Origin of the sequence: Pseudomonas sp. GM25 (genome assembly GCF_000282255.1) — a bacterium.
In the GTDB taxonomy this organism is placed as follows: Bacteria; Pseudomonadota; Gammaproteobacteria; order Pseudomonadales; family Pseudomonadaceae; genus Aquipseudomonas; species Aquipseudomonas aphyarum.
Genome location: NZ_AKJQ01000040.1, coordinates 113,457 through 125,475 on the forward strand (window position 1 = coordinate 113,457; position 12,019 = coordinate 125,475).

General features: G+C 60.0%; 13 protein-coding genes. 6 read left to right on the forward strand and 7 right to left on the reverse strand.

The genetic code is table 11. The features are described from left to right. Positions 1-8: 8 nt before the first annotated feature. Together ssuD and msuE are read right to left on the reverse strand one after the other, a co-directional pair. Positions 9-1,154 (reverse strand): FMNH2-dependent alkanesulfonate monooxygenase, encoded by a 1,146-nt coding sequence (gene ssuD, locus PMI24_RS16545; RefSeq protein WP_007955828.1) that lies wholly within the window; start codon positions 1,152-1,154, stop codon positions 9-11. Positions 1,155-1,164: 10 nt separating this feature from the next. Beyond that, on the reverse strand, positions 1,165-1,728 hold the full coding sequence (gene msuE, locus PMI24_RS16550) for an FMN reductase (protein WP_007955830.1): 564 nt from the start codon (positions 1,726-1,728) through the stop codon (positions 1,165-1,167). A 389-nt stretch (positions 1,729-2,117) separates the two neighbouring features. Between msuE and PMI24_RS16555 the strand changes: the two genes are divergently transcribed. The 4 genes from PMI24_RS16555 to PMI24_RS16570 all read left to right on the forward strand — a co-directional run bounded on the left by PMI24_RS16555 (position 2,118) and on the right by PMI24_RS16570 (position 6,342). Beyond that, positions 2,118-2,387, forward strand: coding sequence for a hypothetical protein (locus PMI24_RS16555; RefSeq protein WP_007955832.1), 270 nt, complete (start codon positions 2,118-2,120; stop codon positions 2,385-2,387). A gap of 101 nt (positions 2,388-2,488) precedes the next feature. Then, the gene (locus PMI24_RS16560; protein WP_007955835.1) at positions 2,489-3,103 is read left to right on the forward strand and encodes a LysE family translocator; all 615 of its coding nucleotides are present in this window, start codon (positions 2,489-2,491) and stop codon (positions 3,101-3,103) included. 206 nt (positions 3,104-3,309) lie between these two features. Next, on the forward strand, positions 3,310-4,476 hold the full coding sequence (locus PMI24_RS16565; RefSeq protein WP_007955837.1) for an aminotransferase class V-fold PLP-dependent enzyme: 1,167 nt from the start codon (positions 3,310-3,312) through the stop codon (positions 4,474-4,476). Between the two features lie 57 nt (positions 4,477-4,533). Further along, positions 4,534-6,342: an aminopeptidase P family protein gene (locus PMI24_RS16570; RefSeq protein ID WP_007955839.1), complete on the forward strand. Its 1,809-nt coding sequence runs from the start codon at positions 4,534-4,536 to the stop codon at positions 6,340-6,342. On the opposite strand, the gene PMI24_RS16575 is transcribed toward PMI24_RS16570, so the two are convergent. After that, the gene (locus tag PMI24_RS16575; protein ID WP_007955841.1) at positions 6,335-7,243 is read right to left on the reverse strand and encodes a LysR family transcriptional regulator; all 909 of its coding nucleotides are present in this window, start codon (positions 7,241-7,243) and stop codon (positions 6,335-6,337) included. The two genes, PMI24_RS16570 and PMI24_RS16575, sit on opposite strands and share 8 nt — an antisense overlap. 112 nt (positions 7,244-7,355) lie before the next feature. On the opposite strand from PMI24_RS16575, the gene PMI24_RS16580 reads away from it, so the two are divergent. Continuing rightward, positions 7,356-8,354, forward strand: a complete 999-nt coding sequence (locus PMI24_RS16580; RefSeq protein ID WP_007955843.1) for a zinc-dependent alcohol dehydrogenase family protein — start codon at positions 7,356-7,358, stop codon at positions 8,352-8,354. Here the strand turns inward: PMI24_RS16580 and PMI24_RS16585 are convergent. Together PMI24_RS16585 and PMI24_RS16590 are read right to left on the reverse strand one after the other, a co-directional pair. Then, on the reverse strand, positions 8,351-8,941 hold the full coding sequence (locus tag PMI24_RS16585) for a 2-hydroxychromene-2-carboxylate isomerase (RefSeq protein ID WP_007955845.1): 591 nt from the start codon (positions 8,939-8,941) through the stop codon (positions 8,351-8,353). The two genes, PMI24_RS16580 and PMI24_RS16585, sit on opposite strands and share 4 nt — an antisense overlap. A 33-nt stretch (positions 8,942-8,974) precedes the next feature. Next, positions 8,975-9,703 carry an SDR family oxidoreductase gene (locus PMI24_RS16590; protein WP_007955847.1) on the reverse strand — a complete coding sequence of 243 codons (729 nt, stop codon included), beginning with the start codon at positions 9,701-9,703 and terminating at the stop codon, positions 8,975-8,977. A gap of 91 nt (positions 9,704-9,794) precedes the next feature. Here PMI24_RS16590 and PMI24_RS16595 point away from each other — a divergent pair, with 91 nt between their 5' ends. Further along, positions 9,795-10,364 (forward strand): TetR/AcrR family transcriptional regulator, encoded by a 570-nt coding sequence (locus PMI24_RS16595; protein WP_007955849.1) that lies wholly within the window; start codon positions 9,795-9,797, stop codon positions 10,362-10,364. A gap of 10 nt (positions 10,365-10,374) precedes the next feature. Here the strand turns inward: PMI24_RS16595 and PMI24_RS16600 are convergent, their stop codons facing one another. Continuing rightward, complete coding sequence (locus tag PMI24_RS16600; protein ID WP_007955851.1) at positions 10,375-10,656, reverse strand: hypothetical protein; 282 nt, start codon at positions 10,654-10,656, stop codon at positions 10,375-10,377. Between the two features lie 168 nt (positions 10,657-10,824). Further along, positions 10,825-11,712: a threonine/homoserine exporter RhtA gene (rhtA, locus tag PMI24_RS16605; protein ID WP_007955853.1), complete on the reverse strand. Its 888-nt coding sequence runs from the start codon at positions 11,710-11,712 to the stop codon at positions 10,825-10,827. Positions 11,713-12,019: the final 307 nt, after the last annotated feature.

The following is a 12,019-nucleotide window of genomic DNA, read 5'->3' on the forward strand; positions in this document are numbered from 1 at the left end:
GGTCTTCCTCAGGCGTTGGCTTTGGCGGGCAGAACATCGTTGGCGATCATTTCGCCGAACGGCCCGGTGAGGTTGGTGACACCGCGTCCAGCCAGGCTCGCGTACGGCTCGGGCAGCAGCGGGAACACCAGCTCGGCAAAGCGGTAGGCCTCTTCCAGATGCGGATAACCGGAGAAGATGAAGCTCTCGATGCCCAGATCCGCGTACTCCTTGATTCGCGCCGCCACTTGCTGCGGATCGCCGACCAATGCAGTGCCGGCACCGCCGCGCACCAGACCGACGCCGGCCCACAGGTTGGGGGCGATTTCCAGGTTGTCGCGGCGCCCGTCGTGCAGGGCAGCCATGCGTCGCTGGCCTTCGGAGTCGAAACGGGAGAAGGATTTCTGCGCGGCCTCGATGGTTTCGTCGCTGATGTGTTCGATCAGTTTGTCGGCGGCTTTCCAGGCTTCTTCGGCGGTCTCGCGCACGATCACGTGCAGGCGAATGCCGAACTTCACCTTGCGTCCGTGACGGGCGGCGCGTTCGCGCACATCGGCGAGTTTTTCGGCGACGGCGGCCGGTGGTTCGCCCCAGGTCAGGTACACGTCGACCTGCTCGGCGGCCAGATCGTGGGCCGCGTCGGAGGAACCGCCGAAGTACAGCGGCGGATAGGGTTTCTGCACCGGTGGATACAGGGCTTTGGCGTTCTGCACCTTCAGGTGTTTGCCTTCGAAATCCACCGCCTCGCCTTGCAACACGCGACGCCAGATCTTGAGGAATTCGTCGGTGACCTCGTAGCGCTCGCTGTGGCTGAGGAAACTGCCGTCGCCACGGTTTTCGTCGGGATCACCGCCGGTCACGACGTTGATCAATAGGCGGCCATTGGACAGTCGATCAAGGGTCGCGGCCATGCGCGCCGAGACGGTCGGCGAGATGATCCCCGGACGGATCGCCACCAGATAACGCAGGCGTTCGGTCAGCGGCACCAGGGCCGAGGCGATCACCCACGAATCCTCGCAGGAACGCCCGGTGGGAATCAGCACACCGTGGTAGCCGAGGCTGTCGGCGGCTTGCGCCACCTGTTTCAGGTAATTGAGGGTGACCGGGCGCGCGCCTTGGGTGGTGCCCAGATAGTGACCGTCGCCGTGGGTCGGCAGGAACCAGAAAACATCCATGAACTGCTCCTTAAGCGATCTTCAGCAACGGTTTGATGTGAGTGCCGAACAGCGGCGCGGCGCGTTCGGCGGCCAGGCGGATGCGCGCCTTGAGCGGTTCGCTGGTGATCTGGTAGTCGGCGAAATCGGCTTCGGTGGCGTACACGCCGATCGGCAGGGTCACGGCCTGGAAGAAACTGAACAGTGGGCGCAACTGGTGATCGAGGACCAACGCGTGGCGTTCGCTGCCACCAGTGGCGGCGAGCAGCACAGGCGTGTCGATCAACGCATTCAGGTCGATCAGGTCGAACAAATGCTTGAGCAGTCCCGGATAGGAGCCGCGATACACCGGCGCCGCCACGATCAGCAGATCAGCCTGTTCGATGGCTTGCAGCTCGGCTTCGATCTCGGCCGGCAGTTCCTGACGGGACAGTGCGGCGCCCAGCGGGCGGGCGATGTCACCCAGTTCGATCAGGTGACTCTCGACCGGCAGGTGCCCGGACAATTCGGCCAGCAAGGCCTGGGTCAGCACCAGGGTGCGGGACGGACGCCAGGTTCCGCCGGACAGGGCGACGACTTTAAGTGGACGCGACATGGTCAGTTCCTTTTTCAACAGTTGCTCGGCGAGCAGTGAGTAGTCACTGGAGCAGAGCAAGCGCTGTACCAATTCCTGTAAGGCCCGTATTCCGGGGCTTTGAGCTTTGACGGTGGCTGTGCTCGTGTGACTTTCAGGCGGGTTTGTTGAACCGCTGTTGCCTGGGAAACAGTTGCTGGAGCAACAGTGCCGAACGCGATGAAGGATTTATAAAGGCTGATTTTTATTCCGTAAAAGACTGTTAATTGATATTGATAGGCCTTTTGAGAATATGCAGGACGAAGCCTGACCGAATTCTGATAGCCACTATTGAGAGCGTTGATTTCTGCCAGAGCGTGCCGGGGCGTAGCCTTTCTCCATCGACCCACACTGCTCGCCAGGACGCTCCCATGAATCGTTTACTGACTGTTTCGCTGATGCTCGCTGTCTCCGTTCTCGCCGGTTGCGCGAGCCACGTTTCCCCGGAACTGCGCCCATACACGGCGGAAGAAACCCGCGAACTGGCGCTGGAAACCCTGAACCGCAGCGGCTTGTCGTTCGAGGAATACCACGCGAAGAAAGCCCAACTGCTTGGTCAGCCACAGAAAACTTTCGGGTTTGATAACAAGGGTGAAATGAGCGCCGAGCGGGCCGTACAGCTGCACGGTCGTCCTAGCTGATCCGTAACTGTACTGCTCGAAGTTTTACCCAACTGTCCGTGGGTTTGCGCGGCGCCGTGGGATAGGGTCAACACCTGAATGACCCTGACGGACTGCCTGCCATGACCCTCTCGCTCGACCTGCTGCTGGGCTTTGCCCTGTTTGCCCTTGTCACCTCGATTACACCGGGGCCGAACAACACCATGTTGCTGGCATCGGGCGTGAACTTCGGCTTTAACCGCACCATCCCCCATATGCTCGGCATTACCTGCGGCTTCTTTGTGCTGGTGGTGGCGGTGGGTTTTGGTTTGGGCGCGGTGTTCCAGACTTATCCGCTGCTATATACGGTTCTGCGTTACGTCGGCGCGGCGTACTTGCTCTATCTGGCTTGGAAGATCGCTCACTCCGGCCCGGTCGGGGACAGCGAGCAGGGCGAGGCGAAACCGATCAGCTATCTCGGCGCGGCGGCTTTTCAGTGGGTCAATCCGAAGGCGTGGATCATGGCCATCGGTGCCATCAGCACGTACACGCCGATGCAGGGTTATTTCACCAACGTGATCGTGATTGCGGCGGTGTTCGCCATCATCAACCTGCCGAGCGTCGGCGTCTGGGCGGCGTGCGGGACCTTGTTGCGCAACGTGCTCAAGGATCGCCGCTGGCTGCGGGTGTTCAACTGGGGCATGGCGGCGCTGCTGGTGATTTCGCTGTATCCGTTACTCCTTGAAAGCTTTAGCTGACGCAGTGCTACAACCGCCGGCCCGATGCCTGTTAAAGTCGCGTTCAGGAGCGTTCCTACGCACTTTTAAATGAAGTTGTTCTTCTTTAACGGCATCCGATCAGGTATTGATGACGCTCTCGAACCCGGACGCAGCTCACAAGGCTGCGTCGTGCCGTTTGTAGACACGAGCTTCCTGATCCCGGAACACGCTCTGCGAGTCTTTTTATGAACACACGTCCGCTGTATTTCGATTACGCCGCCACCACCCCGGTGGACGAGCGGGTCATCCAGGTGATGATCGAGTGTCTGGGTTTCAACGGTAACTTCGGCAACCCGGCCTCCAGTTCCCACGCCTTCGGTCAGCAGGCCCGGCAAACGGTCGAGAACGCTCGCCGGCAAGTCGCCGAACTGGTCGGCGCCCAGGCGCAGCAGATCGTCTGGACCTCCGGCGCTACAGAATCCAACAACCTCGCCCTTAAAGGTGTGGCCCAGGCCCGTGGTGTGTCCGGCGGGCACATCATCACCAGTCAGATCGAACACAAGGCCATCCTCGACACCGCCCGGCAATTGCAGGACGCCGGTGTCGCCGTGACTTATCTGGTGCCGGATGCCGAAGGCCTGATCACCCCGCAAGCGGTCAGCGAAGCGATGCGCGATGACACCTTTCTGGTGTCGCTGATGCTGGTCAACAACGAACTCGGCACCGTCAACGACATCCCGGCCATCGGCGAAGTGGTGCGTGGGCGCGGGGCATTGTTCCACGTCGATGCGGCCCAGGGCGCCGGCAAGGTCGCGATCGATCTGGCGCAATGGCCGGTGGATCTCATGTCGTTTTCGGCGCACAAGCTCTACGGCCCCAAAGGCATCGGCGCGCTGTACGTCGGCCCGCGTGCGCAGCAGCGTTTGCAGGCGCAGATTCACGGTGGTGGCCACGAGGGCGGTTTGCGCTCCGGTACGCTGGCGACTCACCAGATTGCTGCCATGGGTTCGGCATTCGCCTTGGCCGCCGAGGCCTTTGATGACGAGAAGAAAACCATCGTCGCGCTGCGCGAGCGACTGCTCGAACAACTCTTGAGCCTGCCCGGTGTACGCCTCAACGGCAGCAGCACCCAACGTATCCCGCACACCTTGAGCCTGACCTTCAGCGAAGGCGAGTTCAACCCGGCGGCGCTGAGCCATTCGATTGCGTTTTCCGCGACTTCGGCCTGCAATTCTGCGAGCAACGCGCCGTCCCACGTCTTGCTGGCATTGGGGCATGACGCGCATCTGGCGGGCCGCACCATTCGCCTGAGCCTCGGCCGTTTCACCACCGCCGAAGACATCGACAAGGCTGTAGATCTGATAAAAACCGCCTGCGCCAGTGCTCCGGCATTCTGGGCGACAGGGCTTTAACGAGCCGGCTTCGAACGGCACCGAACAATAACGATGAAGTGATTGGCAGGAGACATGATGAGTACCCAGACTTTGACCGAAGGAACGGTTCCCCAGCGCCTCGCGCACACCCGTGAACTGATGCGTCGCGAAGGTATCCACGCGTTGCTGGTGCCGTCTGCCGACCCGCACCTGTCGGAATACCTGCCGGGTTACTGGCAGGGCCGGCAATGGCTGTCGGGTTTTCATGGCTCGGTCGGCACGTTGATTGTGACCACCGATTTCGCCGGGGTCTGGGCCGACAGTCGCTACTGGGAACAGGCGACCAAGGAACTCAAGGGCAGCGGCATCGAACTGGTGAAACTGCAACCGGGTCAGCCTAGCCCGCTGGACTGGCTGGCCGAGCAGACGCCGGAAGGTGGCGTGGTCGCGGTCGACGGCGCAGTGATGGCTGTCGCATCGGCGCGTACGCTGGGCGGTAAGCTCGAAGCGCGGGGCGCCAGTCTGCGGACCGACATCGACGTGTTGAAAGAAGTCTGGAGCGATCGCCCGGCGTTGCCGAATGCGCCGATCTATCAGCACCTGCCACCGCAGGCGACTGTCAGCCGTGGCGAGAAACTCGCCAAGCTGCGCGAAACCCTGCAGGAGCGCGGCGCCGATTGGCATTTCATCGCCACCCTCGACGACATCGCCTGGCTGTTCAACCTGCGCGGCGGCGATGTGTCGTTCAACCCGGTGTTCGTTTCCTTCGCCCTGATCAGCCAGCAGCAAGCCACGCTGTTTGTGGCCTTGAGCAAGGTTGATGCTGAGCTGCGTGCCGTGCTGGAAAAAGACGGCGTGACCCTGCGTGACTACAGCGAAGTCGCTGACGCTTTGCGTGCGATTCCGAGTGGCGCGAGCCTGCTGGTGGATCCGGCGCGGGTCACCAGCGGTCTGCTGGATAACCTCGACACTGGCGTGAAACTGGTCGAAGGCCTGAACCCGACCACGCTGGCCAAGTCGCAGAAGAGCCTGGCGGATGCCGGGCACATCCGTCAGGCGATGGAGCAGGATGGCGCGGCGCTGTGCGAGTTTTTCACCTGGCTGGAATCGGCCTGGGGTCGTGAGCGCATTACCGAGCTGACCATCGACGAAAAACTCACGGCGGCCCGTGAGCGTCGCCCGGATTATGTGTCGCTGAGTTTCAACACCATTGCCGCGTACAACGCCAACGGCGCGATGCCGCATTACCACGCCACCCCGGAAGAGCACGCGGTGATCGAGGGTGACGGTTTGTTGCTGATCGATTCCGGTGGTCAATACCTGGGCGGCACTACCGACATCACGCGCATGGTGGCTGTTGGTACGCCGACGGATGAGCAGAAGCACGATTGCACTCGTGTGCTGAAAGGCGTGATTGCCTTGTCCCGTGCGCGATTCCCGAAAGGCATTCTGTCGCCGTTGCTGGATGCGATTGCCCGCGCGCCGATCTGGGCCGAGAACGTGGACTATGGTCACGGCACCGGTCACGGCGTGGGTTACTTCCTCAACGTTCACGAAGGTCCGCAGGTGATCGCCTATCAGGCGGCGCCGGCACCACAAACCGCCATGCAACCGGGGATGATCACTTCCATCGAACCGGGCACTTATCGTCCGGGCCGCTGGGGTGTGCGGATCGAGAACCTGGCGATGAACGTTGAAGCGGGAAGCAGCGAATTCGGTGAGTTCCTCAAGTTCGAAACCCTGACCCTGTGCCCGATCGACACTCGCTGCCTGGAACCGTCGTTGCTGACGCAGGAAGAGAAACAGTGGTTCAACGCCTATCACGCCGAGGTGCGCGAGCGCCTGAGTCCGCTGCTTGAAGGCGCGGCACTGGAATGGCTGAACATGCGTACTGCCGCTATCTGATCGGTTGAAGCTCGGGCGCTGCAGCCAGCGCCTGAGTCATGAAATCGACAAACGCGTTGACCCTGGCGGACTGGCGACGGTTCGTCGGGGACACGGCGTGAATCGGCAATGATCGGGTCTGGTAGTCCTGCAACAGGGCGACCACTCGATCCACCTTCAAATCTTCGCTGAACAGCCAGACCGGTGACAGCGAAATCCCCAATCCTCCCAAGACCATTTCGCGGATCGCTTCGGAGTTGTTGCTCTGGGCGTTGCCCTGGATGCGTACGTCGTGGTGTTGGCCATCCTTCTCGTAGGTCCACAGATTTTGAGTGCTGAGCAGGTTGAATTGCAGGCAGTTGTGCTGCGCAAGATCCTGAGGTGATTGTGGGTGACCGTGGCGTTGCAGGTAATCGGGCGTCGCCACCGTGAGCCGGTGGGTGGTGCCGATGCGTCGGGCGATCATGCCGCTGTCGTTCAGCTCGCCGATGCGCAGGCTGACGTCCAGGCCTTCGCTGACCAGATCCAGATTCTGATCGCTCAGTTGCAGGTCGACCTGCACCTGCGGATAGCGCTGCAGAAATTCCGCCAGTCGCGAAGCGATCTGCAAGCGGCCGAAGCTGACGGAGGAGCCGATTCGTAGAGGACCGGCAATGGTTTCCCTGCCGGACTGGAAGCTGTGCTCGGCGGCATCCACGGCAGCGAGGATATTTCGGCATTCGTTGTAGTACCGCTGACCTTCATCGGTCAGTGACAGCTTGCGTGTACTGCGGGCAATCAGCTTGCCGCCCAATTGACTCTCAAGAGCGCGCAGGACTTTGCTGATGGTCGGCTGGGTGGTGTGCAGTTCCCGGGCAACGGCGGAGAAACTGCCGCGTTCGACCACCCGGACGAAGATGGTCATTGCGTTGAGCTTGTCCATGAAACGCCTCATTCATGCCGATTTGGCATGCTTACTATAGTCATTTGGCGTCTTATCGGCATGGATCTGCTGCGGGAACATGGCTTCACTTTCTCCCACAGGAATGACCGAAATGACTGACTCACTGAACATGAAAGCCCTGATAGTGGACACCGCCAACGGGCCGTTACGCTTGGTTTCCCTGGAGCGCCCCGTGGCAGAGGCCGGGCAGGTATTGGTGCGGATCAAGGCCAGCGGTGTGAATCCGTTGGATCTGAAAATCCGAGCAGGGCAGGCCGCCCATGCCCGGCAACCTTTGCCAGCGGTGTTGGGGTTGGATCTGGCGGGTGTGATCGAAGCGGTGGGTGAGGGCGTGCAGGATTGGGCGCCGGGCGATGAGGTGTATGCGTTGGCCACGGGCATTGGTGGCGCGCAAGGTTCGTTGGCCGAGTTTGCAGTGGTGGACGCACGACTGCTGGCGCGTAAGCCTTTGAACCTGAGCCCGCGCGAGGCCGCGAGCCTGCCATTGATATTGATCACGGCGTGGGAAGGCCTGGTGGATCGGGCTCGGGTGAGTGCGGGGCAGAAGGTGTTGATTCACGGTGGTGCGGGTGGTGTCGGGCATGTGGCCGTTCAACTGGCCCGAGCATTCGGTGCTGAAGTGTATGCAACGGGGTCTGCGGGACAACGCTCGATCATCGAAGGTTACGGTGCGACGTTCATTGATTATCGAGAGAGCTCGGTAGAGGACTATGTCGCCGAGTTCACGGCGGGAGAGGGGTTCGACATTGTTTATGACACGGTCGGCGGCGAGACGCTGGACGTTTCCTTCAAAGCTGCACGGATCTACAGCGGACATGTGCTGAGTTGCCTCGGTTGGGGGCAGCACAGTCTTGCGCCGTTGTCGTTTCGTGGGGCGACGTATTCGGGCGTGTTCACCTTGTTGCCGTTATTGACCGGCAGGGGCTGCGAGCATCATGGCGAGATTTTGCGACAGGCTGCCGCGCTGATTGAGTCCGGTCAGCTGCGACCTCTGCTTGATCCGCGTCGGTTCACGCTGGAAACCGCCGGGGAAGCCCATGAGCTGCTGGCGACGAAAGCAGCTCAGGGGCGTCTGGTCGTGGAGATTTAGCGAAGGGCTTCCACCACGAAGTCGAGCCGGTCCTGACCGAAGAACAACTGGTTGTCGATGAACATGCTCGGCGCACCGAAGACGCCACGCTTTACGGCGGTTTCGGTGTTGTCCTTTAGTGCGGCCTTGACTGCTTCATCGTTGGTCAATGCCAGTACTTCTTCAGGATTGAAGCCATGTTCAGTCAGCACGGCGGCAACCGCTGCCGGCTCATCGAGGGGGCGGCCTTCAACCCACAGCGCTTTGAACAGGCAATCGATGAATGCCAGGAAGCGATCAGGATGACGCAGTTGAATGCCGGTGACCGCGCGCATCAACATCAGGGTATTGATCGGGAAATGCGGGTTGAATTTAAGGGGCATGCCGTAGCGTTTGGCGTAGCGGTCCAGGTCCTGAAACATGTAGCGACCCTTGGCCGGGATCATTGCCGGCGACGCGTTGCCGGTGGCTTTGAAGACGCCGCCGAGCAACATCGGAATGTAGATCAACTGGCTACCATTTTCGGCGCAGATCCTTGGCAACTGCGTGTACGCCAGGTAAGTAGCGGGGCTGCCCAGATCAAAATAAAACTCCACGGTTTTGCTCATGTTCGCTGCACTCTGTTTTTGTTATTGGGGGGATTACCAGCGCTCGTTCCACGGACGCAGATCCAGTTCGAACGTCCAGGCATCCCGTGGCTGGCTATGCAGATACCAGTAGTTCTCGGCGATGTGGTCTGGATTGAGAATACCGTCCTGGTCCTTGGTGGCGTATTTGTCAGGGAAGTTGTCGCGGATGAAATCGGTATCGATGGCGCCATCGACCACGACGTGGGCGACATGGATGTTCATCGGGCCAAGCTCTCTGGCCATGCTCTGTGCCAGAGCCCGGATACCGTGCTTGGCTCCGGCGAATGCGGCGAAGCCTGAGGCGCCGCGTAATCCGGCAGTTGCGCCGGTGAACAGGATCGTGCCGCGGCTGCGGGTCACCATCCGTTTGGCGACTTCCCGGGCATTGAGGAATCCGGAAAAACACGCCATTTCCCAGATCTTGAAATACTTGCGTGCGGTTTCTTCGAGGATGCTGCAGGGCACGTTGGCGCCGATGTTGAAAACGAATGCTTCAATCGGGCCCAGGCGGGTTTCGATATCTTCGATCAGCGCAATTACGTCTTCTTCCTTGCGCGCGTCGCAGGCAAAACCGTGGGCTTCGCCACCGTTCTCTTGAATGGCTTCCACCAAGGGCTGCAATTTGTCGGCGCTGCGCCGCGTGACGCACGCGACTAAACCTTCCTTGGCGAACCGCTTGGCGATGGCGCCGCCCGTGGCATCACCTGCACCGACAACCAATACGACCTTCTTGTTATTCATGGGTGGATCCCTTTAGTAAACGATCGTTAAGTGAACGAACGTTATGCTAGGATTTGCTCAGCGTCAAGGCACTCAATGTGAGGACAAATACATGCGGTACTCCGCCGGTCACAAGCTGGAAACCAAAGAAAAGCTCCTGCAAAGCAGCTCGCTGTCTGCGAAAAAGACCGGGTTTTCATCAATGGGCGTCGATGGCCTGATGAAGGCAATCGGCTTGAGCGGGGCGGCGTTCTACAGCCATTTCTCGTCCAAGGACGCCTTGTTTGCGGCTATCGTCGAGCGAGAGTTATGCCAGAGTCTGGAGCGCTTGGGCGGGCAGGGTACGCAGGATCGCGAACGGCTGGAGCGGTGCCTGAAACTGTATCTGAACATGGCCCATGTCGAGCAACCTGAACTGGGCTGCGCATTACCTGCGCTGGGCGCCGAGATAGCGCGGTCGGATATTGTTGTGAGGGAGCAGGCCGAGCTGTGGATTTGCAAGCTTCAGGAAAGTTGGGCGCAGATTCTGGAAAGCGACAGCCTGGCCTGGGCGATTCTGTCGCAATGTGTCGGGGCACTGGTGGTGGCGCGTATGCTGGCGTCTCCGAAGATTCAGCAGCGGGTGCTGAACTCCTGTCATGAAGAGATCGGACACCAGCTCGCCGCTTCGCGAGTGCAGTAGCGGCGATGGTTTATTTGCAGATGACGATCATGCTGCGGCTGGTATAGCCGGCGGGGTTGAGACCGAAGGGGTAATCACCCGGTTCTTCCACGGTATCGCCTGACTTTGCGATGACCTTGTAGCCCTTCGGTGCGCAAGAGTTTGCAGCGCTGGCGTAGCACTTGTCCCAAGAGGAGGACAACCCCGAACAGTTGATGTGCAGCCCTTTCTTGCCATGCTTGACCTGGGTCTTCGACGTCGCCGCGCAGCCCGCAACGGCGAGTATGGCGATCAGTATCAAAATTCGTTTCATTACCGTCCTTATGGCGGCCTCGAGTCTGGCGCTCGGGTCTGCCTGTATGCGCTCTCGCTTGACGCGTTCCGATGTCCGTACCCGAAAAAATCCATGTCTGGCATTGGGTTGCGAGGCTAAACATGGCCTAAATGAGCGCCAAATGCCAGACCTTCGTTCAATCCCCTTTCAATCCGCCGCGATGGCGGGTTTGGCAGTGCTGCCCATGGTCATGGTTGCACCGACGGAGGCCAGAATAATGCACAGGATCGCCATCCATTGTGACAAAGAAAGGTATTCCTGAAGGAATAGCAGGCCCGACAGTGCGCCGAAGGCCGGTTCGATGCTCATCAGCGTGCCGAAGGTGCGGGCGGGCATGCGGGTGAGGGCGACCATTTCCAGTGTGTAGGGGAGGGCGGTAGACAGGATTGCGACGCCGATAGCGATCGGGATCAGTGCCGGAGTCAGCAATGCGCTGCCTGCGTGGACGATACCGATGGGGGCGACGAACAGGGCTGCGATCATCACGCCAAGCGCCGCGGTGGTCACGCCGTTATCGGCGCCGGCCTTCTGGCCGAACAGAATGTATAGCGCCCAGCAAACGCCGGCTCCCAGTGCATAACCTGCACCCACCAGATCGATACCCGCTGTCGTAGCGCCGGTTGGTATCAACAGCAACAAGCCGATGGCAGCCAAGGCAATCCATAGAAAGTCGATTGCGCGGCGTGAGGCATAGATGGCGACTGCCAGCGGCCCGGTGAACTCCAGGGCAACTGCGATGCCGAGCGGAACGGTGCGTAACGACATATAGAAGAGGAAGTTCATCCCTCCTAGCGCCATCCCGTAGACAATCACTGTACGCAGCGATTTGGCTGTCAGCTTCGCTCTCCAGGGTTTTAGCAATAACAGCATGATCACGCTGGCGAAGATCAGGCGCAGGGTGGTAGTGCCTTGAGCGCCAACGATGGGGAACATGCTTTTAGCCAGCGAGGCGCCGGACTGGATTGATGCCATGGCTATTAATAGAAGGCCAACCGGGAACAGGGTTGAGGCAAGGCTGCGAGGCTGGTCGTTCATTGCGTGGCATCATCCGGGGAAGGAACTGAGGTGTGTTGGGCAATATAGTGCGCACTCGCTGCGTTCGCGTCTATATAGAAGCGGCCTTTTTCCCTCTGCTGATAGAAAACGCAAATTAAGGGTTGACGGCAGATTCTGAGTCTCTATAATTCGCCCCACTTCCGGCGCAGTCGAAACGGAAAACTCCTTGAGATTCAATGAGTTAAGTAGGTTTCGAGGTCGGGTCGCTTCAGTTCATCGAAGCCTGGAAGGAGTTGGAAATGCCGGTTTGTTTGGTGCTTTCAACGGTTCGATCTTCTCGGTCGAA

Coding starts and splice junctions, on each gene's coding strand:
- PMI24_RS16600 (WP_007955851.1), bottom strand. CDS start 10,656: ATGAAACGAATTTTGATACTGATCGCCATACTCGCCGTTGCGGGCTGC.
- PMI24_RS16585 (WP_007955845.1), bottom strand. CDS start 8,941: ATGAGCAAAACCGTGGAGTTTTATTTTGATCTGGGCAGCCCCGCTACT.
- ssuD (WP_007955828.1), bottom strand. CDS start 1,154: ATGGATGTTTTCTGGTTCCTGCCGACCCACGGCGACGGTCACTATCTG.
- PMI24_RS16560 (WP_007955835.1), top strand. CDS start 2,489: ATGACCCTCTCGCTCGACCTGCTGCTGGGCTTTGCCCTGTTTGCCCTT.
- PMI24_RS16565 (WP_007955837.1), top strand. CDS start 3,310: ATGAACACACGTCCGCTGTATTTCGATTACGCCGCCACCACCCCGGTG.
- msuE (WP_007955830.1), bottom strand. CDS start 1,728: ATGTCGCGTCCACTTAAAGTCGTCGCCCTGTCCGGCGGAACCTGGCGT.
- PMI24_RS16555 (WP_007955832.1), top strand. CDS start 2,118: ATGAATCGTTTACTGACTGTTTCGCTGATGCTCGCTGTCTCCGTTCTC.
- PMI24_RS16590 (WP_007955847.1), bottom strand. CDS start 9,703: ATGAATAACAAGAAGGTCGTATTGGTTGTCGGTGCAGGTGATGCCACG.
- rhtA (WP_007955853.1), bottom strand. CDS start 11,712: ATGAACGACCAGCCTCGCAGCCTTGCCTCAACCCTGTTCCCGGTTGGC.
- PMI24_RS16580 (WP_007955843.1), top strand. CDS start 7,356: ATGACTGACTCACTGAACATGAAAGCCCTGATAGTGGACACCGCCAAC.
- PMI24_RS16570 (WP_007955839.1), top strand. CDS start 4,534: ATGAGTACCCAGACTTTGACCGAAGGAACGGTTCCCCAGCGCCTCGCG.
- PMI24_RS16595 (WP_007955849.1), top strand. CDS start 9,795: ATGCGGTACTCCGCCGGTCACAAGCTGGAAACCAAAGAAAAGCTCCTG.
- PMI24_RS16575 (WP_007955841.1), bottom strand. CDS start 7,243: ATGGACAAGCTCAACGCAATGACCATCTTCGTCCGGGTGGTCGAACGC.